Source organism: Streptomyces sp. NPDC060064 (assembly GCF_042736455.1).
GTDB lineage: Bacteria > Actinomycetota > Actinomycetes > Streptomycetales > Streptomycetaceae > Streptomyces.
Genome location: NZ_JBHWWF010000010.1, coordinates 156,216 through 177,549, shown reverse-complemented (window position 1 = coordinate 177,549; position 21,334 = coordinate 156,216). Strand labels below are relative to the sequence as shown.

The window sequence follows — 21,334 nt, the reverse complement described above, 5'->3', positions numbered from 1 at the left end:
CGGCGGGTTGTCGCTACGTCGCTACGTCGCTTGGTCGTTACGTCGGGTCGAGGCCGTGGCTGCGAAGCCACGGCAGCGGGTCGATCGCCGAGCCGCCGCCCGGCCGGACCTCGAAGTGGAGGTGCGGTCCGGTGGAGTTGCCGGAGTTGCCCGAGTACGCGATGACGTCACCGGCCTTGATCGAACCGGAGCGGATCTTGGTGCTGCTGAGGTGGCAGTACCAGGTCTCGGTGCCGTCGGGCGCGGTCACGATGGCCATGTTGCCGTAGGCGCTGTTCCACTGCGTACGGACGGTCCCGTCGGTCGCGGCCATCACCTCGGTGCCGTATGACACCGGGAAGTCGATGCCGGTGTGCACGGACATCCAGTTGACGCCGGCCTGGCCGTAGTACGCGCTCAGGCCCTGCTGTTTCACCGGCAGTACGAACTTGGGGCGCATGGCCTCGCGGCGCTTGGCCTCTTCCTCGCGCTTTTTCTTCTCCGCCTCCTGGCGCGCCTTGAGATCGAGGCGTTCCTGAGTGCGCGACGCACGGTCGCCGAAGTCGCGGGCGTCGGCGCTGAGAGCGGCGAGCTGCGTGTCCATCTTGTTGTTGGCGGCGACGGGTTTGACGGAGGCCGGATCGGCGGCCGCCAGGTTGGTCGTGCTGTCCTTGGTGCTGCTGCTGTCGGCGAGGCCACCGACGGAGGCGGCGGCGATACCGGCGACACCCATCACACAGGCGGAGGGTACGGCGACGGTGAGGAGCGCCGAGCGCTTGGCGGGGGTACGGCGGCGGCCTCGGCTTCCGCCGGCACGGCGGACGGGGCGGGGCGTGACGGGTGTGACGGGGGTGAGGGCTGACGGCTCGAACTCGGCCTCTGGGTCGGAGTCGTGGTCGAGTTCGGCTGCGGGCTCGGCTTCGGTGTCGAACTCCGCCTCGAACTCGGTCTCAAACTCCGTCTCGAACCCGGTGTCGGTGTCGGTGTCGAAGTCGGGCTGAGTCTCCGGCTGGAAGTGGGCCTCGGTCTGGAAGTCCGGCTGGTGCTCGGTCGTGTACTCGGCCGGGTTCTCGTAGCCGGTCTCGTACCCGGTGTCGACCGTGAACTCGGGCGCGGGGCTGAACTCCTGCTCCGGCGTGAACTGTCGCGGTACGAAGGCCTCGGCGCCCGTGTTCCAGGCGGTGGCGTCGTATGTGCCGGTGTCGAAGGCGGGCGCCGCCCACTGGCCGGTCGCGTCGTAAGCAAAGGTGGCCGCGGCGGTCTCGTACTGACCGGTCTGCGCGGTCTGGTTCCAGGCGCTGGCGTCCCACTGGCCTGTGGTGTCGTACTGACCCGTCGCGTCGTACTGACCCGTGTTGTTGTACTGACCGGCGGTGTCGTACTGACCGGTCGCGTCCCATTGGCCCGTGTTGTCCCACTGGGCTGTGGTGTCGTACTGGCCTGTCGCCTCGTACTGCGGGAATTGCTGCGTCTGCTGCGGCTGTTGGGCCTGCTGCGTGGCGTAGACGTCGTAACCGGGGGTCTGGTGAGACCCGGTGTCCCATTGGCTGCTGTCGTACTGACCGCTGTGGTTCGCCTCGTGGCTGCCCGGAAGGGCGCCGAAGAGGGGGTCGGCGTCGTAGCCGCCAGTGGAGTACCCGTCGTGTCCGACGTACCCGGCGTGGGCGTGCTGGTCGTTCACCAACTTCTCTCTCGCCTCGGCAGCAGGACCTGGTTCCGGGGCCCGGGAGAGCGGGGAGCCCCAGAGGGAAAGCAGTGGCGCGACTGTACCCGGCGGTATGCGACGGCGACAATCTTCCGCAGGTTTTAGGTAATCAGGAAACGGGCATTCGGCCGTGTTTCGGGGAACTGTGGGCACAGCTTTGGCCCTACGTTCGAAATATGTTCGACGTGCGGTTACCTGGTCGGACGCTGAATCGGGCGCCAAATCAGGCGACCGAGACGGCTCCCGAGGCGCCTGCCTCCGACTCGCTCGATTCGAGCGCCTGGCGGATGCCGGTCGCGACGGCGGAGTGGACCGGCAGGGCGAGATGTCCGATTCCGCTTACGCGCACGTTCTGCGCGATGAGGTCCGGATGGTCGATGCAGGCCGTCTCGACCGGGACCATTATCTGGTCGAGGTCACTCCAGAAGCTGACGAAACGGGTACGGCATCCGGGTGCGGGCTCGCGCAGCTCCTCGATCACGGCGGATCCCGGACGCATCTGGCGAACTATGGGATGTGCGCTCGCGAGCGGGGCGACGGCGGTACCCGAGTGCGGGGTGCCGAGCGTGACCAGAGTGCGTACCCGTTGGTCGCCGCCGAGGCGCTGTACGTAGTAGCGGGCGATCAGACCGCCGAGGCTGTGCCCGACGATGTCGACCTCGCGATGCCCCGTACGTGCGCAGATCTCCTCTATGTGCCGGCCGAGCAGATCGGCGGCGGCGCGGATGTCGCAGGTCAGAGGGGAGTAGTTGAGGCACTCGAGATGGTGCCAGCCGTGCCGGGCGAGGGAGCGGCGGAGCAGGACGAAGACGGAGCGGTTGTCGACGAAACCGTGGAGCAGCACGGCGGGCGGGTGTGCGGGGCCTGCGGTGGTCGGCAGGGCCGCGGCCTGGGACGGCAGCTCGGCGTTCCTCGGTCCGGGGTGGTCGGGGGTACGGCGCTCCGGGGTGAGGCCGGAAGGGTAGAGGAGCAGATGCCCGGCGAGGATCGCCAGCTCGAGGGCGGTGGCCCGCAGCAGCGCGGCCGAGATTCGTAGGTGTCGCACGGGGCGCAGACACAGCGGAAAGAAGGGCAAGACCTTCATGGCCGACCTCCCGAATGGCACGCCGGAGACGGCTCTGTCCCCCGTTGTGCCCTCATGGGGCGCCGCTCAGGCTCTTGTACGGCTCTGTGCCCGTGCCGGGCCGGTGTCGGAGGGGTCGCAGCACCGCGCCGTGCGGCTGACGGCGCGGTGCTGCGACGACCCTGTAGCGGCTCCCCGTGCGACCGTTCCCGCTGCGGCTTGTGTGCCGCGTGATGCGGGTACGACGCATAGCGAACATGTCCCACGTGTGATTTCCCCCTCCCTATCCACCGTGAAACGGCGGGTTGCGGGATGCTGGAGATAACGTTCGTTCACTTCCCCGGACCTTGGTCGGTGCGGGACCCGTGCCCGTGGCGGCGCAGTCGGTATGTGGAGGCAGTGATGGGTGTGACTGGTCCGATCCGCGTGGTGGTGGCCAAGCCGGGTCTCGACGGCCACGATCGCGGGGCCAAGGTGATCGCGAGGGCGCTTCGCGACGCGGGTATGGAGGTCATCTACACCGGGCTCCACCAGACCCCTGAGCAGATCGTGGACACGGCGATCCAGGAGGACGCCGACGCGATCGGCCTGTCCATCCTGTCCGGGGCGCACAACACGCTGTTCGCGAAGGTGATCGAGCTGTTGAAGGAGCGCGAGGCGGAGGACATCAAGGTGTTCGGCGGCGGCATCATCCCGGAGGCGGACATTGCTCCGCTGAAGGAGAAGGGCGTCGCGGAGATCTTCACGCCGGGAGCGACGACGGCGTCGATCGTCGACTGGGTCAACGCAAACGTCCGCCAGCCTGCGGGGGCGTGACGCCTCCGGCGGGGGTGCGGGTTCTTGTTGCCCGGGCCTGGGGCGTCCGGTCTTGTCGGGTGCGGGTTGCCTCCGGCGGGGTGCGGGGTCTTGTTGCCCGGGCCCGGGGTGCGGGTTGCCTCCGGCGGGGTCGTCCGGTCTTGTTTCGGTGCGGGCTCCGGTGCCCCTCCGGGCTCGACTCCTCGGGGTCGGCGGCGTACAGGCTCTTGGTGCGTGACCCCGGTCTTGCCGCCAATCCCCTGCGGGGACGACCCTGCACGGCCCCTCCCCACGTGTACGGAACGAGACCGTCCGCCGCGGGGGTACAGCGGTCCGCCGGAGGAAACCACCCACCGGACAGCAACCGACAACGCCCCCGGCCCACCTCGACCACATGACCGGGCAACTGACGGGGGCGACACTGCACGGCCCCTCCCCACCCGAACGACACGGGTGCGGCCCTCCGCGGGGGTGCAGCGGTCCGCCGGAGGAAACCACCCACCGGACAGCAACCACCAACGCCCCCGGCCCACCCTGACCACATGACCGGGCAACTGAGGAAACCACCCACCGGACAGCAACCACCAACGCCCCCGGCCCACCTCGACCACATGACCGGGCAACTGACGGGGTGGGGGAGCGAAAAAGGCCCCCATCCCGAGCGCGCCCGCACTCCTACCCCGCCGGGCCCCGGAGCTCCGTCGTCATCGTCGCTCGCAGCCGCAGTGTCGAGACCAGGCGCTGGAACGCCTCCGACCAGTAACCACCCGCGCCCGGTGACGCGCCCTCCGGCTCGTCAGGCGTGGCCGTGAGTATCTCCAGGCGGCTCGCCTCCTCGGGGGCCAGGCAGCGTTCCGCCAGGCCCATCACTCCGCTGAAGCTCCAGGGGTAGCTCCCCGCGTCCCGCGCGATGTCGAGCGCGTCGACCACCGAACGGCCCAGCGGCTCCGACCACGGCACCCCGCAGACCCCCAGCAGCTGGAACGCCTCCGACAGGCCGTGCGCCGCGATGAACTCCGCGACCCAGCCCGCCCGTTCACCCGCCGGCAGCGTCGCGAGCAGCTTCGCCCGCTCGGCGAGTGACGTCGTGCCGGGGCCGGTCTCCGGCGGGGTGCCCGGTGCGCCGAGGAGAGCCCGGGACCACTCCGCGTCCCGCTGCCGTACCGCCGCCCGGCACCAGGCCGCGTGCAGCTCGTCGCCCCAGTCGTCGGCGACGGGCAGCGCGACGAGCTCATCGGCCGTACGCCCGCCGAGCCGCCCCGGCCAGGTGGCCAGTGGCGCCGCCTCCACCAACTGGCCCAGCCACCAGGACCGTTCGCCCCGTCCCGACGGCGGACTCGGCACCACGCCGTCGCGCTGCATACCGGCATCACACTCGTGCGGTGCCTCCACCACTATCGCCGCTTCGGTTCCGTCACCACTGCGGTCGAGGCTGATGCACGATGCCGCCCGCGCCGCCATCCGCCCGGCGAGCGCGGAGTGCGGCAGTGCCGAGAGCAACTCGGCGGCCGTGGCGCGGACATTGCGGCTGCGGTCGGACAGGGCCTTTTCCAGGAACGCCTCGTCCGCGTCGGACAGTCCCGTACGCAATGAGTCCAGGAACATCAGCCGGTCCTCGGCGCGCTCCGTGGTCCAGGTCGCGGCCAGCAGCGCCAGCGCCGTACCCGCGTCGTGCGCCCGTATGGCGGCCAGCAGCGCGACCCGCTCGGCGAACAGTCCTTCCTCCCAGAGGCTTTGGACGGCCTCCGCGTCACCTGCGTCCGGAAGCGTGGCGCCGCCGGACGCGCCGCGGAGCGCGAACTTCCACTCCGGGTTGAGCCGGGCGAGCCACAGCCCGCGCGGCCCGGCGAAGGCGAGGGCCTGCGGCCGCAGATCCGTACGCGCACGGGCCGCGTCGAGCAGCGCGGGCAGTACGGACGCCGGCGCCTGGTACTCGCGCTCGTTGGCCGCGGCCAGCCACTGCGGGAGCAGCTCGGTCAGATCCGGCGCCGTACCGCGCCGCCCCCCGGCGGACGGGGCGGACCGGTCTGCCAGCAGCTGGGCGAGCCGGCGCCGGGCGGGCGCGGGCAGCTGAGGGCGCGCGTCGTGCGGCGCGGGCTCGGGGAGGGCGGCGGCAGGTGCGGGCAGCAGCCCCGCCCTGTGCCGTACGGTCTGCAGGGCCGCGGCGTCCAGCAGCGCGGCCGGCGCGTCCTTCCCCGGCGTCGTGGCTTCGGCCGGCGGCGTACGGCGGTCGGTTCCGAGAAGAGCCGAGGTGACGAGCTCTTCCCAGAGTGAGGTGCTGGTGGTGCCAGTCATGGGTCCTCCGTACATTCAGATGAGCGGGACCGTCTCGGACCCGTCCTCGGACCAGGCGGCGAGCGGCGAGAAGCCCTGGTGGCCGCACTCGCCGAAGACGGTGACCGGTCCGCCGCCGGAGAGCGCCACAAGCTTCAACAGCCCGGAGCGGCCGAGCGCGGCGGGCGCGATGGGCAGCGCGGTCTCGCCGTCGGCGTCCGCCAGTTGCCACCCCGGGCTGGTCGGGACGGGTATGACGCCGCTCAGCGTCACCGGCCAGGAGTCCAGCCAGGGATCGTCCCGCAGTGCCCGCCCGTACGCATCGAGAGCCGCCCCGGTCCGCCCTCCCGGCGGCGGTGACGCGATCGCGACGGGCGCGCCGAACTGCTCGCCCAGGTCCGCCCGCAGCTGCCCCGCGCCCGCGTACGGAGTGAGCTCCGCGTCGATCATCAGCCCCACCGGAAGCGCCTGCTGCGGGGACCGGCCTGCCGCGCCGAAGGAGAGCAGCAGCGCCGTCCGCCCGGAATCCCGCCCGTACAGCCAGATACGACGGGTGGTGATCTTGCCGTCCGAGGAGTCGTACTGGGCCAGAATCAGCCAGTGGTCCCGGACCGGCGGGCCCTCGGCGGGGGAGGTGAGGCCGACCCGGGTGCGGACCGTGGCGGCCAGTGGCTCCGGCAGCCGCTCGATGCCCAGCCAGGCTGCGTCCAGCAGATGGATCAGCGCGAACTCCTCCAGCAGCCGCACCGGCCAACCGGGCCCGGAGCCAGGAATGGCGCCCAACTCCCGCACCCGGCCCGCCAGTCCCGGCGCCTGCGCGTCTACCATGCGGGCCGCGGTCTCCTCCCACAGTCCGTACCCCGACTGCTCGGCCGCGGCCAGGCCGCCGCGCAGCAGATCCGCCAGCCGCTGCTCCAGCTCCGTCGCCCCCGCGGTGATCCGCCCCGCCCGGCGTTCGGCCCGGCGCCTGGCCGCTTCCGGATCGGCGGTCTTCGCGGACTGTCCCGTGCCCGCGTCGCTCTGTTCCTTGTCCGTGGCGCGCTTTCGGCGCCCTTCCAGCCACTCCTCAGCCCAGTCCGGTGTCGTGGAGCCGCCTACGACCTCCTCGTCCGCCGCCCAGAGCAGCAGCAGTCCCAGCGCGTGCTTGCACGGGAATTTCCGGCTCGGGCAACTGCACTTGTAGGCCGGGCCCGTGGTGTCGACGACTGTCTGGTACGGCTTGCTCCCGCTCCCCTTGCACAGGCCCCACACCGCCCCCGAGCCGCTGCTGCCCGCGCCGGACCACGGCCCGGCCGCGCCGAGTTTGATTCCCGCTTTGCGTGACGCGTCGTCAGGAGCCAGAGCCAGCACCTGTTCCGACGTCCAGCGCACCCCCTGCTGATTCATGGGTACGACGCTACGGGCCACCACTGACAATCGGCTCTGACCTGCGGAGACGGTCGATTGTCAGTGGCATGGTGCACGGTGGAACGCACATCGGGTCGAACGATCTGGAACCGATCTGGAGGGGGATCCATGACCGTGTCCGAAACCGGCGCAGCCACCGGCGCCGAGGCCCTGCGGCCGCACGCCGAGGATGCTTTCGCCGACGAGCTCAAGATGCTCGCCGCGGCCGACGACCGGCCGCGGCCGGCCCGCTGGCAGCTGTCGCCGTGGGCCGTCGCCACCTATCTGCTCGGCGGGACGCTGCCCGACGGGACGGTGATCACACCCAAGTACGTGGGGCCGCGCCGGATCGTCGAGGTGGCCGTCACCACGCTGGCCACCGACCGGGCGCTGCTGCTCCTCGGCGTGCCGGGCACCGCCAAGACCTGGGTCTCCGAACATCTCGCCGCGGCCGTCAGCGGCGACTCCACCCTGCTCGTGCAGGGCACGGCGGGCACGCCGGAAGAGGCGATTCGCTACGGCTGGAACTACGCGCAGCTGCTCGCCCACGGCCCCAGCCGGGACGCGCTGGTGCCCAGCCCCGTCATGCGCGCGATGTCGGAGGGCATGACCGCGAGGGTCGAGGAGCTCACCCGCATCCCCGCGGACGTGCAGGACTCGCTGATCACGATCCTGTCCGAGAAGACGCTGCCCATCCCGGAGTTGGGGCAGGAGGTGCAGGCGGTCCGCGGGTTCAATCTCATCGCCACTGCCAATGATCGCGACCGCGGGGTCAACGACCTCTCCAGCGCGCTGCGCCGCCGGTTCAACACCGTCGTGCTGCCGCTGCCCGCCACCCCGGAGGCCGAGGTCGACATCGTGTCGCGCCGCGTCGACCAGATAGGGCGCTCGCTCGATCTGCCGCCCGCGCCGGAGGGGCTGGAGGAGATCCGCCGGGTGGTCACCGTCTTCCGGGAGCTGCGGGACGGGGTCTCGACGGACGGCCGCACCAAGCTCAAGTCACCGTCTGGGACCCTCTCCACGGCAGAGGCGATCTCCGTGGTCACGGGCGGTCTCGCGCTCGCCGCGCACTTCGGGGACGGCGTGCTGCGTCCCGGTGATGTGGCGGCCGGCATCCTCGGCGCGGTCGTACGCGACCCGGCGGCGGACCGGGTCATCTGGCAGGAGTACCTGGAGACGGTGGTCCGAGAGCGGGACGGGTGGAAGGACTTCTACCGCGCCTGCCGCGAGGTGAGCGTATGACCGGCCCCCTGCTGCTCGGCGTCCGCCACCACGGGCCGGGCTCGGCACGGGCGGTCCGGGCCGCGTTGGAGGCGGCGTCGCCCGCGGCCGTGCTGATCGAGGGACCGCCCGAGGGCGACGCGCTGCTCGCGCTCGCCGCGGACGAGCAGATGCGCCCGCCGGTCGCGCTCCTCGCACACGCGGTGGACGACCCGGGGCGGGCGGCGTTCTGGCCGCTGGCCGAGTTCTCCCCGGAGTGGGTGGCGCTCCGCTGGGCGCTGGGACGCGGGATCCCGGTCCGGTTCATCGATCTTCCGGCGGCGCATTCGCTGGCGCCGGCAGCGCAGGAGGAGACGGCGAACCGGGACGCCGCCGACGGCGAGCCAGGCTCACCCGAGGGGGCCGAGCCACCCGAGGGCAGCGGTGCCGGGACGGGTGCACCCGGAGCGGGGGCGGACAGCGTCCACCCGGAAGGCCCGGGGACGGGCGGGCCGAGCGGGGTCGCGCCTACGGGGCAGGCGCCCGAGGGCAGCGGTGCTCCGGTGGAAGCACCGGGTGCGCCCGGGACCACAGGATCCCTGGCGCCCGACGGACGGACACCCGGTACGGAGGGCGGCGACGGCGCGGGCACGGTAGGACCCGAGGACGAGCGGGGCGCGCCCGACCCCCGTGGGCTGCGGATCGATCCCATCGCCGTGCTTGCCGAGACGGCCGGATACGACGATCCCGAGCGGTGGTGGGAAGACGTCATCGAGCATCGCGGTACGGGAGCCGACGCGGCGGATCCCCGCGTGCCCTTCGCCGCACTCGGGGACGCCATGGCCGCACTGCGCGAGACGTACGGGCACGGCGGACACGACCGTGATCTCGCCCGCGAGGCCCATATGCGGATCCAGCTCCGGGCCGCGCTAAAGGAGTTCGGGGACGACGTCGCCGTCGTCTGCGGCGCCTGGCATGTGCCCGCGCTCGAGGAGAAGACCACCGTCGCCGCCGACAGGGCTCTTCTCAAGGGACTACCCAAGGTCAAGACCGAGATGACCTGGGTGCCCTGGACCCACCGCAGGCTCGCCCGGCACAGCGGATACGGCGCCGGCATCGACTCGCCCGGCTGGTACGGGCATCTCTTCGGCGCGGCCGACCGGCCCGTCGAGCGCTGGATGACCAAGGTCGCGGGGCTGCTGCGTGACGAGGACAGACTGGTCTCCTCCGCCCATGTCATCGAAGCCGTACGGCTCGCCGAGACCCTCGCCGCCATGCGCGGCCGGCCCCTCGCCGGGCTGACCGAGACGACCGATGCGATACGGGCCGTGATGTGCGAGGGCTCCGACGTGCCGCTGGACCTCATCCGGGACCGGCTCGTCGTCGGGGATGTGCTCGGCGAGGTGCCGGACGCGGCGCCTGCCGTGCCGCTGCAGCGTGATCTGACCCGACTCCAGCGCAGTCTGCGGCTCAAACCCGAGGCACTGGAGCGGGAGTTGGAGCTCGATCTGCGTAAGGAGACCGACGCGGCGAAGAGTCGGCTGCTGCACCGGCTGCGGCTGCTCTCCATCGGCTGGGGCGAGCCCGTGACGGGGCGGGGGAGCACCGGCACCTTCCGGGAGAGCTGGCGGCTGCGCTGGGAGCCGGAGCTCTTCGTCAAGGTCGCGGAGGCCGGGGTGTGGGGCACGACCGTGCTCTCCGCCGCCACGGCGAAGGCCGAATCGAAGGCCGTGTCCGCGACCGCCCTTGCCGACGTCACCGCGCTCGCCGAACAGTGCCTGCTCGCCGAACTGCCCGACGCGCTGCCCGTGGTGATGCGGGCGCTTGCCGACCGCGCCGCACTCGACGCCGACGTCGGTCATCTCGCCCAGGCGCTGCCGGCCCTCGCCCGCTCGCTGCGGTACGGGGATGTGCGGTCGACGGACACGGCCGCGCTCGGTGAGGTCGCGGCCGGGCTTGCCGAGCGGATCTGCGTCGGCCTGCCGCCCGCTTGCACCGGACTCGACGCGGACGGCGCGGCCGAGATGCGGGGCCATCTGGACGGCGTGCACAGCGCGATCGGGCTGTTGCCGACGGACCGTGAACTGATCGCGCGCTGGGCATCGGTCCTGCATCGGCTCGCGGCCCGCGACACCGTGCCCGGAGTCATACGCGGCAGGGCGGCACGGCTGCTGCTGGACGACGGGCGGCTCGAGGAGGACGAGGCCGCACGGCTCATGGGCCTCGCGCTCTCGATCGGCACACCGCCCGCCGACGCGGCCGCCTGGATCGAGGGATTCGTCGGCGGCGCGTCCGGCGGCGGAATGCTCCTGGTCCACGACGAGCGCCTGCTCGCACTCGTCGACGCCTGGCTGACAGGCGTGCCGGTGGACGCGTTCACCGACGTACTGCCGCTGCTGCGCCGCACCTTCTCCGCGTACGAACCGGGCGTGCGCCGCACCCTGGGCGAGTTGGTCCGGCGCGGCCCCGCGGCGGCATCCGGCCCCACGCACGGCGAGTCCACGATGCCCGGCTTCGGCGCCGGCCTCGACGGGCCACGGGCGGACGCGGTGCTGCCGGTGCTGCACCTGCTCCTCGGAATCGACGACAACGACCTCGCGGGGGTGGCCCGATGAGCACGGCGACAAAGAACGAGACCGCGGACGACAGTGCGACCGGGAACGCAACCGAAGCCGTCACGGGAACCGGAACCGGAACCGGAGGCGCAACCGCAAGCACAAGCGCCACCGGAACCGGGGACGAGCGGCTGCGACGGTGGCGGCTCGTCCTGGGCGGCGACTCCGCCGACGGAACCGGTTGCACCCTCAGCGGGACCGACGCGGCGATGGACGGCGCCCTGACTGCCCTCTACGGCACCGACAAGGGCAGCACGGGCAACCGCACCGGAAACCGCTCGGCCGGGCTCGGGGCGTCCGCGCCGTCCGTCGCGCGTTGGCTCGGCGACATCCGCACGTACTTCCCGAGCTCCGTCGTCCAGGTCATGCAGCGTGACGCGATCGACCGGCTCGGCCTGTCCACGCTGCTGCTGGAGCCGGAGATGCTGGAGGCCGTGGAGGCCGACGTGCATCTCGTCGGCACCCTGCTCTCCCTCAACAAGGCGATGCCCGAGACGACCAAGGAGACGGCCAGGGCCGTCGTACGCAAGGTCGTCGACGATCTCGAGAAGCGGCTCGCGACCCGCACCAGGTCCACCCTCACCGGCGCACTCGACCGTTCCGCGAAGATCAACCGCCCGCGCCACCGGGACATCGACTGGGACCGGACCATCCGGGCCAACCTGAAGAACTACCTGCCGATGCCTGAAAAAGAAGGTGCCTACACCGTCGTTCCCGAGCGGCTCATCGGATACGGACGCGCGTCCCAGTCGGTCAAGAAGGACGTGGTGCTCTGCATCGACCAGTCGGGCTCCATGGCGGCGTCCGTCGTCTACGCCTCCGTCTTCGGCGCGGTCCTCGCGTCGATGCGCTCCATTGCCACCCGTCTCGTCGTCTTCGACACCGCCGTCGTCGACCTGACCGACCAGCTCGACGACCCGGTGGACGTCCTCTTCGGCACTCAGCTCGGCGGCGGCACCGACATCAACAGAGCGCTCGCGTACTGCCAGTCGCAGATCACCCGCCCCGCCGACACCGTCGTCGTACTCATCAGCGACCTCTACGAGGGCGGTATACGCGACGAGATGCTGAAGCGGGTCGCGGCGATGAAGGCGTCCGGTGTGCAATTCGTCGCACTGCTGGCACTCTCGGACGAGGGGACGCCGACGTACGACCACGAGCACGCGGCGGCGCTGGCGGCCCTGGGCGCACCGGCGTTCGCCTGTACGCCGGACCTTTTCCCGGATGTGATGGCGGCCGCGATCGAGAAGAAACCACTGCCCATATCGGACATGGTGACTCATCAGTAACAGGGGGCTTGCGTCCCCCCGGGAGACTCGTGCGAGCATCGTCCCGATCCCCGCGGAAGGTCCACTTCCGCCGACCGAGAAGGTTCCTCTCACTGTGACCGTCGCAGCTGCTCGTTCTGCTGCCGTTCTGTGCGCACTGCGCCGGGCGGCGGGCGAGCAGCGTGCGCTGCACGTGGTGCTGTTCCTCGGGGGACTGATGACCCTCGGTCTTCTCTACGGCGGCCAGGCGCACGCGGCGGATTCAGCGGGTATGCCGGAATCGACGGTGTCGGCCGACGCCGAGGTGCGCGTCGCGCCGCCGACCGGGCCGGCCCCGGCGCGGGAACTGCGGCGCGTGGCAACGGACTCCGCCGACGTCGGAACCACTGACGCCGCGGACACGGTCGACTCTGCCAAGTCCGCCCAACCCGTGCAGCCCGGCCGGGCGGCGCAGCCCGTCCAGACCGTTCGCCATGTGGTGAAGCAGGCCGCGGAAACCGTGCGGGACGTCGTACTGCCAGTGGCCCAGCCGCTGACCGGGCCTCTCACCGGGACGCTGAACGGGCTCCTGCCCGTACCGCTGCCGCCGGGCGGCGACGCGGATCAGGGACTCACGCCGCAGCTCCCCGTCGACCGGCCCGTGGACGACTCCGCGGACCGGTTCACGGTCGACAACCTCGCGGACTCCGCGGATCCCGCCCGGTGGTCCGGCACGACCGCCACCACGGTCGGTCCGGTCGGCGGGTACGACAGGGCTCTTGGCTTCAGGCAGGCCGAATTCCGTTACGAGCGGCCGGTAACTGCGCCCGCGCCTGCTCAAGTCCCCGGCAAGCCCTGCGACTCCACGCACGGCGCATTGCAGCAGTCCGGCGAGACGCACGCACCGCGTAAGGGAGACCAGCACGCGGCGACGAGCCCCTACGGCACGCAGTTCGCGCTCGTACCGGGCGTGGCCTGGGCCGCGGCCGAAGCGCCGACCCGCGAACGACCGCGCGACATCCTCGAATTCCCCGGCTAGGGCAGTCCTTTCCCCGCTCAAGACCTGCCGCGCGGGGGCGGGACAGGTCTGCCCGCCAACCGGATAGTTCCGGACAGCCGAATGAATTCGAAGGATTGACGTAAGCATGCATAAGAACATCCGCCGTTCCATAGCCGTCGCTGCCACGGCCACCGGCATGTGGGCCCTCGGCACCGCCGCGGCCAGCGCCGACGAGCTGCCCGTCTCCGTACCGCTCTCCGCGCCCGACGAGGCGGCCGGCGTTGTCGACGACGTCAAGGACGTCGACGTGGTCAAGGACGCCCAGGGCGTCGACGCCGTCCAGGGTGCCAAGGGCGCCGCCGCCGACGCCAAGCGCACCGCCACCGGCACGGCCGCCCAGGCCAAGCGCACCGCCACCGGCAGGGCTGCTCAGGCCACGGGCACGGCCACCGGCACGGCCGCCCAGGCCAAGCGCACCACCACCGGCACGGCCGCCCAGGCCCGCCAGTACGCCGAGGCCGAGCTCCCGGCGTACCAGGTCCCGGCCACCCCCGACGTGGCCGACGTCCAGAGCGAGATCGACTACCTCTTCGGTCCGCTCGCCGCCTTCGCGCCGCAGCTCGCCGAGCAGGCCCCGTCCCAGGTCCACTACCAGGCGCAGGGCGCCGTCGCCGCCGCCACCCCGCTCGCCGCCGCCGCCGCGCAGGACACCCTGCCGCCCATCGCCGCCCGCGCCGTGAACGGCGTGCTCCCGGTCGCCGGTCAGGCGGTCGGCGACGTCGACGGTTTCGCCCAGGGCGTGGTCGGTGACGTGACGCCGTTCGCAGGTGGCGTCGTGGGCGAGGTCCAGCCCTTCGCCGGTGGCGTCGTCTCCGAGGTTCAGCCCTTCGCGGGCGGGGTCGTCGGTGCGGTCCAGCCGCTCGTCGAGACCGTCGTCGACCACGCCCAGCCGGTCGTGCACGGCATCGGCGGCAGCGCCGGCTCCCTGGCCCAGGGCGTCGTGGGCGATGCCACGCCGTTCGCCGGTGGTGTCACCTCCGAGGTCCGGCCGTTCGCGCAGCACGTGTACGGCACGGCCGACTCGACGCCGCTCGTCGGCAACGCCGTCTCCGGCGTCCAGGGCGTGGCCTCCTCGACCACCCCGGGCTACGTGTCGCACCTGACGCAGGGCATCTGACGCAAGCCTGTGACACATGTGACGGAGTGCATCTGACAGGCGGGTCCGATGTTTCCGGGCGGTCCTCATTGGGGTGAGGGCCGCCCGATTCCGTTCGCAGCGGTAAACCTGCCGTCCCGCACCCAGCGGCACCCTTCTCCGAGTCCGCACGGAACCCCCCGTGTCCGCCCCGGCCCCGCCCCGCGTCCACCCTGTAACCATGTCCGACGCGGCCACCCGTGCGATCTGTGACAGGTATCACCGCCCAGGTGTGATCTGCGATTTAGGGACCTCGGGCCCACGGGGATAACCTGCGAGACGGACATGCCGCGTACTCGGACACCGTGTACGCCTCCCTCAGTGACAGCGCAGTCACGTTGCCCTTCGCGGCACGCCCACGCAGAAAACGAACCGCGAGACCACTGAAAAGGGACGGACGCGCGTGGACCTGTTCGAGTACCAGGCGAGGGACCTCTTCGCCAAGCACGGTGTACCGGTGCTGGCCGGTGAAGTCATTGACACGCCTGACGCGGCGCGCGAGGCCACCGAGAGGCTGGGCGGTAAGTCGGTCGTCAAGGCCCAGGTGAAGGTCGGCGGCCGCGGCAAGGCCGGCGGCGTGAAGCTGGCCGCCACCCCGGACGAGGCCGTCGCCCGCGCGACGGACATTCTCGGCATGGACATCAAGGGCCACACGGTCCACAAGGTGATGATCGCCGAGACCGCCCCCGAGATTGCCGAGGAGTACTACGTCTCGTACCTCCTCGACCGCACCAACCGCACCTTCCTCGCCATGGCGTCCGTCCAGGGCGGCATGGACATCGAGGAGGTCGCGGAGAAGACCCCCGAGGCCCTCGCGAAGGTTCCGGTCAACGCCGTTGACGGCGTGACGATCGAGAAGGCCCGCGAGATCGTCGCCCAGGCGAAGTTCCCGGCCGAGGTTGCCGAGCAGGTCGCCGAGGTCCTGGTGACGCTGTGGGACACCTTCGTCGCCGAGGACGCGCTCCTCGTCGAGGTCAACCCGCTCGCGAAGGTCGCCGACGGCCGCATCATCGCGCTGGACGGCAAGGTGTCTCTCGACGAGAACGCCGACTTCCGTCAGCCCGAGCACGAGGCGCTCGAGGACAAGGACGCAGCCAACCCGCTCGAGGCTGCCGCCAAGGCCAAGAACCTCAACTACGTCAAGCTCGACGGCGAGGTCGGCATCATCGGCAACGGCGCGGGTCTGGTCATGTCGACCCTCGACGTCGTCGCGTACGCCGGTGAGGCGCACGGCGGCGTGAAGCCCGCCAACTTCCTCGACATCGGTGGCGGCGCCTCCGCCGAGGTCATGGCGAACGGCCTCGAGATCATTCTCGGCGACCCGGACGTCAAGTCCGTCTTCGTCAACGTCTTCGGTGGCATCACCGCGTGCGACGAGGTCGCCAACGGCATCGTGCAGGCCTTGGCACTGCTCAAGTCCAAGGGCGAAGATGTGAACAAGCCGCTGGTCGTGCGCCTCGACGGCAACAACGCGGAGCTGGGTCGCAGGATCCTGTCCGACGCCAACCACCCGCTCGTGCAGCGCGTGGACACCATGGACGGCGCGGCCGACAAGGCCGCCGAGCTCGCGGCTGCGAAGTAAGGGACGAGGGACTCCAACACCATGGCTATCTTCCTCACCAAGGACAGCAAGGTCATCGTCCAGGGCATGACCGGCGCCACCGGCATGAAGCACACCAAGCTCATGCTCGCTGACGGCACCAACGTCGTCGGCGGTGTGAACCCGCGCAAGGCCGGCACGTCCGTCGACTTCGACGGCACCGAGGTGCCCGTCTTCGGCTCCGTCGCCGAGGCGATGGAGAAGACCGGCGCCGACGTCTCCGTCGTCTTCGTGCCGCCGGCCTTCGCCAAGGCCGCCGTCGTCGAGGCGATCGACGCCGAGATCGGTCTCGCCGTCGTCATCACCGAGGGCATCGCGGTCCACGACTCGGCCGCCTTCTGGGCGTACGCCGGCTCGAAGGGCAACAAGACCCGGATCATCGGCCCGAACTGCCCCGGCCTGATCACCCCCGGTCAGTCCAACGCCGGCATCATCCCGGGCGACATCACCAAGCCCGGCCGCATCGGTCTCGTGTCCAAGTCCGGCACGCTGACCTACCAGATGATGTACGAGCTCCGTGACATCGGCTTCTCCTCGGCCGTCGGCATCGGTGGCGACCCGGTCATCGGTACGACGCACATCGACGCCCTCGCGGCGTTCGAGGCCGACCCCGAGACCGACCTGATCGTGATGATCGGCGAGATCGGCGGCGACGCCGAGGAGCGTGCGGCCGACTACATCGCCAAGAACGTGACCAAGCCGGTCGTCGGCTACGTCGCGGGCTTCACGGCGCCCGAGGGCAAGACCATGGGCCACGCCGGCGCCATCGTCTCCGGCTCCTCCGGCACCGCGCAGGCGAAGAAGGAGGCCCTCGAGGCCGCGGGCGTCAAGGTCGGCAAGACGCCGACCGAGACGGCCAAGCTGGCACGCGCGATCCTCGCCGGCTGACCTTCGCGACAGAGCAGTACACACGGCAGTACGCAGCAGTACGCCGTGCGCAGTTCGTACGAGTGGGCCCGCTCCTCCTGGTGAGGTGCGGGCCCACTCGCGTACCGCCGGGTCTATCGGATCTGGGGTACGAGTCGCTCGGGACCGTTCGCGAGCAGGGAGCGGAGCTGCTTGCGCAGCGCGGTGTCCCGTTGGGGCAGCTGCGGTCCGCTGAGCACCGGTCCGCCGTCGACCTGCTGGGCGGGGGCGAGCGGCGGCTCGTACCGCGTCGGCGCGGTGACCACGGTGAAAGCCGTGGCGCTCACGATCAGCGTGGTGACGGCGATGGCTACCCGCGTCCAGAACCGGGTCCGCCGCTCACTGCCCGACCGCACGGCAACGGCGGGAGTCATCTCCGGCGCCGGCCCCTCGCGGGCGAGGTCCGTGAGCAGTTCGTGCAGCGCCGCCCCCTGGCTCAGCTCCGGGAGCCGCTCGGCGATGGCCGCCCGTGCGTGCAGCACCCGGCTCGCCGCGGCCGGGGTGCTGGCCTCGGTCTCGGCCGCGGTCTCCGGCAGGCCGAGGCCCAGGCCGTCGTAGAGCAGCACCGTGCGGCGGTACGGCGGCGGCAGCTCCAGCAGCGCGTCGAGCAGCGCGCGCCGGCCCGGCTCGGCGGGCGGCCGGGAATCGGGCTCATTGTGTGCGCGGAGGAGCCGGTGCCAGGGGGACATGGCGTACTCGTACGCGACGGCCCGCACCCAGCCCGCGGGGTCCCCGTCGTGCGCGACCTCGGGCCAGTGCTGCCAGGCGAGGTGGAAGGCACGCTCGACCGACTCGTGGGAGAGCCGGCGCCGGCCGGTGAGCAGGTAGGTCTGGCGTACGAGAGCGGGGGCGACATACGAGTACAGCGCGTCGAATGCTTCGGCGGGGGTGAGCTCGGCGCGTGGTGGTGGCGGTGGGTCCTGCCGGGGGGCTTCGCGGACCGCGGGTGCCGAGGTGAGGGCGTTGGTTCTGTCCGTGCGGTCCGGGTCCGGAGCCGGGTCCGGGTCCGGGGCCTGAGGGGCGGGTTCGGTCCAGGGGGAGGGGGCCGTCGTGACGGACAATTCCGCGGGCTCCGTGCCGGGGGCTGCCAGCAGCTTCGCGTACGCCTCCCGCCTGGACCCCTGCGGGCTGGTGCGGCCGGCCTCCCAGGACCTGATCGTCGCCCGCCTGACACCGACCGCAACGGCGAGCTGCTCCTCGGTCAGTGACTTCGCCTCGCGCAGCATCCGCCGTTCCTCCGGGGAGGGCAGTGGAGCGGCGGCAGTGGAGCGTGGGGCGCGCTGAGTCATGAGGGGCTCTCCTCAGTGCTGCACTCGGCAAAAAAGTACATAAGCATATATTGAGCGACACAACGGCTATTCACGTGTTACGCGGTTAAAGAGCGTGTCGTTGGCAGCATGGCCGCGTGACCCAGCTGACCGATCACACCCCGTCGATGCCGCAGACCCCGGTTGCCGTGCAAGGCGGCCGACCGGCCGCGCTGGCAGCGCTGGGCTCGGCCCTCGTGCGCGGAGCGACCGCGGCGGGGCTGGGGCTCGGGGCGCTCGCCGTTCTCGTGATGGTGTTGTGGATCAGCTCCCCGTACCCGGACAGCGGTCCGGGCGGGGCGCTGCATGTCGCGGCCGGGCTGTGGCTGTTGGCCCATGGCACGGAGCTCGTACGGACCGGCACACTGTCCGGGAGCCCGGCGCCGGTGGGGGTGGTGCCGCTGTTCCTGGTCGCGCTGCCGGCCTGGCTCGTGCACCGGGCGGCGCGTGACGCGCTCGAGCAGGACAGGGGGCGGCGGCGGCCGTCCGCGCGGGGTGCGGTGTGTGCGGTGACCGCGGGATATCTGCTGGTCGGCGCTGCTGCGGTGCTGTACGCGGCGGGCGGTCCGCTGGCGGCGGACCCGCTCAGCGTGGCTTTCCATCTGCCTGTGGTGACTGTGCTGTCGGCGGTGGCCGGGGTGTGGACGGCGAGCGGCCGGCCGCTCGGGCCGCTGCCGGCCGGGCTGCCGGAACGGGTACGGCGGGAACTCGCCCGCCCCCAGGTGGCCGTCGCGCTGCGGTCCGCGACGGCGGGAGCGGCGACGCTGCTGGGCGGCGGCGCGCTGCTGGTCGCGGCGTCGCTGGTGTGGCACGCGGACGCGACGCAGGACTCTTTCCTGCACCTCGCGGGGGAGTGGTCGGGGCGGTTGGCGGTGCTGCTGCTGGGGCTCGCCCTGGTGCCGAACGCGGCGGTCTGGGGCGCGGCGTACGGCCTCGGTCCCGGTTTCACACTCGGTACGGGCGCGACGGCGACGCCGCTGGCGTTGGCCGGGGATCCCGCGCTGCCTTACTTCCCACTGCTCGCCGCGGTTCCTTCGGAGGGGCCGGGCACGCCGCTGAACTGGGCGGCGCTGGTGGTGCCGGTGGCCGCGGGGGCGGTGATCGCGTGGTTCACGGAACGGGCGGCGGCACTGCGGTACACGGAACGGGAGGAGGTGTGGGGCTGCCGCGGGACCGCGCTGACCGTGCTGCTCGGGGCGACGGGATGCGCGGCGTTCACGGCAATCCTGACGGCGGCGTCGGGCGGCCCGATGGGCACGCGGGCGCTGGTGGAGTTCGGCCCGGTGTGGTGGCTGACGGGCCCGGCGGCGCTGCTCTGGTCGGCGGGGATCGGGGTGCCGGGGGCGCTGGGGCTGCGGGCGTGGCGGTTGCGGGGGCGACGGGGCGAGGCGGATGTGCCGGTGCCGGTTCCCGCTCCCGCTTCGGTTCCGGTTCCGGCGGACGAGGTGCCGGCCCCGGAGGCTCCGGAGGCGCTTGTGTCGACGGAGCCCGACGACCCGGCGTTGGAACCGTACGACGTCTTGCCGACGGGCTCGTGGAACGAGAGGGGCGAGCGGGAGGCGCGGGAGGCGCGGCGGGCGGCGCTGAGGGAGGCGTCGGGGGGTCTGATGTCGGAGTTCTCGCCGATGCGGATGCCGGAGCCGCCGATCGCGCCGACCGCGCCGGAGGAGCCGGTGGAGCGGGTGGAGCCGGAGGAGCCGGCGCCGGGCGCGCCGTAGGGGGTGTCCCCAGCCCCGCCCCTTCCCGAACCTGGGGGCAAGCCCCCAGCCCCCGGCCCGGTAGCTTCGCACCACGCCCCTGCCTTCGCGCCGAGCCGGTGGGGACGGGGGCTTCGCTGTGCGCGGCTGCAGGGCCGCTGCGCGGCAAAGGGGCGTGCCCGTTGCCGGACCAGCCCCCGCGCTGCGCGGCTTCGACCCTCGGGCCGACACAGCTGTACGGGGCAGGCGGCCCCGACTGCGAGGGAGGGCTGCGCGGTAGCGGGCAGCGAGCCCGCGCCGTTGCAGATTTGCACTGCCGGGTGGCCGGTCCTCGCCGTACGGCAGCTCCGCGCCGCGAGTCCCCCTGGGCGGCGGCTCCGCGCTGCCGGTGGCCTGTTGTGCAGGACCTCTGCGCGACACGCGCCTGCCGCGTTCCCGGGACCAGCCATCCCCCCGCGCGGCAGCTCGCGCCGCTGCGTGGCAGAGAGGCCATGCACACGGTCCCGCCCCCAAGGCGGGGCCGGGACCCGGAGAAACCGCGCGGGCGGCGCTCGTCTACTCCTGGATGCCGATCACTCCGCGGAGCGGCTCCGGGAGCAGGTCGTTGCAGGCCAGTTGGCCCGACTTGGTCAGCGCGTCGTTCACGCAGGTGTAATAGTCGCGGTAGACCAGCTGCGCCGTGAACGACGCCGCCACGATCACCAGCGCGATGCTCGCCATCACCAGACCGCTCACCGCCGCCGTGATCTGGGGCCTGCCCGGAGTCGCGGGTGCCACCGGCGTCGGCGGTGTGGGAGATGTCACGGCGTCCGACGCGCGGCGCTGGGGCTTGGCGCGCAGGGAGCTGATGCTCCAGTACAGCGCCAGCGCGCCGAGCAGCAGCGCGATCTCCGGGAGGTCGAACAGCGCGAAGAAGAATGCCCACATGCCGGAGAGCAGCGCATAGCGCGCGCGGCGCTGGGCCGGGTCCGTCGGGTCCCACTTCAGGCCGCCGGAGGAGCCGCCCTCGGGGCTCTGCTGGCCGCCGCCGTTCTGGCCGTTCTGACCGCTCGGGCGGCCGCCGAAGCCGCCGCCCGAGGAGCGGCCCGGCTGGCGGCTGCTCCACTGGCTGCCCCAGCCGGAACGGCCGGAACGGTCGTCAGGCGTGCCGGAGGAAGGCGTGTCGGAGGAAGACGAGGAGGAGTCGTCGGACGAGCCGTCGTTCGCCGGGCGCCGGGGCTGCCAGGGCTGGTCCGGCCTGCCCTCCGGCGGCGGCGCGAAGGGATTGTTGTCATCCGTGGACTGGCGCTCCCGCGGCAACAGGAGGTCCGTACGGCGGCGTCGGTCCGGCATCTGGTGAACGTCTTCCCCTCAGACCCAGCGCAC

Annotated in this window: 15 protein-coding genes; 9 read left to right on the top strand and 6 right to left on the bottom strand. The window is 72.0% G+C overall.

Annotation, left to right across the window (positions count from 1 at the left end; genetic code table 11):
• Positions 1–37 precede the first annotated feature (37 nt).
• Positions 38–1,660 (bottom strand): M23 family metallopeptidase, encoded by a 1,623-nt coding sequence (locus ACFWDI_RS14895; protein ID WP_385304016.1) that lies wholly within the window; start codon positions 1,658–1,660, stop codon positions 38–40.
• A 247-nt stretch (positions 1,661–1,907) separates the two neighbouring features.
• Entirely contained in the window at positions 1,908–2,768 is an 861-nt protein-coding gene (locus ACFWDI_RS14890; RefSeq protein WP_385304013.1) for an esterase/lipase family protein, read from the bottom strand.
• Positions 2,769–3,149: 381 nt separating this feature from the next.
• Here ACFWDI_RS14890 and ACFWDI_RS14885 point away from each other — a divergent pair, with 381 nt between their 5' ends.
• Entirely contained in the window at positions 3,150–3,563 is a 414-nt protein-coding gene (locus ACFWDI_RS14885) for a cobalamin B12-binding domain-containing protein (protein WP_327325560.1), read from the top strand.
• Between the two features lie 654 nt (positions 3,564–4,217).
• Here ACFWDI_RS14885 and ACFWDI_RS14880 read toward each other — a convergent pair.
• Both ACFWDI_RS14880 and ACFWDI_RS14875 read right to left on the bottom strand, forming a co-directional pair.
• Positions 4,218–5,837 (bottom strand): DUF5691 domain-containing protein, encoded by a 1,620-nt coding sequence (locus tag ACFWDI_RS14880; protein ID WP_385304010.1) that lies wholly within the window; start codon positions 5,835–5,837, stop codon positions 4,218–4,220.
• A gap of 15 nt (positions 5,838–5,852) precedes the next feature.
• On the bottom strand, positions 5,853–7,202 hold the full coding sequence (locus ACFWDI_RS14875) for an SWIM zinc finger family protein (protein WP_385304008.1): 1,350 nt from the start codon (positions 7,200–7,202) through the stop codon (positions 5,853–5,855).
• 129 nt (positions 7,203–7,331) lie between these two features.
• Between ACFWDI_RS14875 and ACFWDI_RS14870 the strand changes: the two genes are divergently transcribed.
• From ACFWDI_RS14870 to sucD, 7 genes are all read left to right on the top strand, one after another.
• Positions 7,332–8,444: an AAA family ATPase gene (locus ACFWDI_RS14870; protein WP_385304005.1), complete on the top strand. Its 1,113-nt coding sequence runs from the start codon at positions 7,332–7,334 to the stop codon at positions 8,442–8,444.
• Positions 8,441–11,017: a DUF5682 family protein gene (locus ACFWDI_RS14865; RefSeq protein WP_385304002.1), complete on the top strand. Its 2,577-nt coding sequence runs from the start codon at positions 8,441–8,443 to the stop codon at positions 11,015–11,017. Before ACFWDI_RS14870 ends, ACFWDI_RS14865 begins: the two co-directional genes overlap by 4 nt.
• On the top strand, positions 11,014–12,306 hold the full coding sequence (locus ACFWDI_RS14860; RefSeq protein ID WP_385304000.1) for a VWA domain-containing protein: 1,293 nt from the start codon (positions 11,014–11,016) through the stop codon (positions 12,304–12,306). The genes ACFWDI_RS14865 and ACFWDI_RS14860 overlap by 4 nt, the downstream gene beginning before the upstream one ends.
• Positions 12,307–12,400: 94 nt before the next feature.
• Positions 12,401–13,303 (top strand): hypothetical protein, encoded by a 903-nt coding sequence (locus ACFWDI_RS14855; RefSeq protein WP_385303997.1) that lies wholly within the window; start codon positions 12,401–12,403, stop codon positions 13,301–13,303.
• Between the two features lie 106 nt (positions 13,304–13,409).
• Positions 13,410–14,441: a hypothetical protein gene (locus ACFWDI_RS14850; protein WP_385303995.1), complete on the top strand. Its 1,032-nt coding sequence runs from the start codon at positions 13,410–13,412 to the stop codon at positions 14,439–14,441.
• A 421-nt stretch (positions 14,442–14,862) separates the two neighbouring features.
• Positions 14,863–16,041 carry an ADP-forming succinate--CoA ligase subunit beta gene (gene sucC, locus ACFWDI_RS14845; protein ID WP_327325568.1) on the top strand — a complete coding sequence of 393 codons (1,179 nt, stop codon included), beginning with the start codon at positions 14,863–14,865 and terminating at the stop codon, positions 16,039–16,041.
• 21 nt (positions 16,042–16,062) lie between these two features.
• A complete protein-coding gene (gene sucD / locus ACFWDI_RS14840; RefSeq protein ID WP_385303993.1) occupies positions 16,063–16,947 on the top strand; it encodes a succinate--CoA ligase subunit alpha in 885 nt (294 codons plus the stop codon).
• A gap of 113 nt (positions 16,948–17,060) precedes the next feature.
• On the opposite strand, the gene ACFWDI_RS14835 is transcribed toward sucD, so the two are convergent.
• Positions 17,061–18,254, bottom strand: coding sequence for a sigma factor-like helix-turn-helix DNA-binding protein (locus tag ACFWDI_RS14835; protein ID WP_385303991.1), 1,194 nt, complete (start codon positions 18,252–18,254; stop codon positions 17,061–17,063).
• A gap of 116 nt (positions 18,255–18,370) precedes the next feature.
• Here ACFWDI_RS14835 and ACFWDI_RS14830 point away from each other — a divergent pair, with 116 nt between their 5' ends.
• The gene (locus ACFWDI_RS14830) at positions 18,371–19,990 is read left to right on the top strand and encodes a DUF6350 family protein (RefSeq protein ID WP_385303989.1); all 1,620 of its coding nucleotides are present in this window, start codon (positions 18,371–18,373) and stop codon (positions 19,988–19,990) included.
• Positions 19,991–20,524: 534 nt separating this feature from the next.
• Here ACFWDI_RS14830 and ACFWDI_RS14825 read toward each other — a convergent pair.
• On the bottom strand, positions 20,525–21,301 hold the full coding sequence (locus ACFWDI_RS14825; RefSeq protein WP_385303988.1) for a hypothetical protein: 777 nt from the start codon (positions 21,299–21,301) through the stop codon (positions 20,525–20,527).
• Positions 21,302–21,334: the final 33 nt, after the last annotated feature.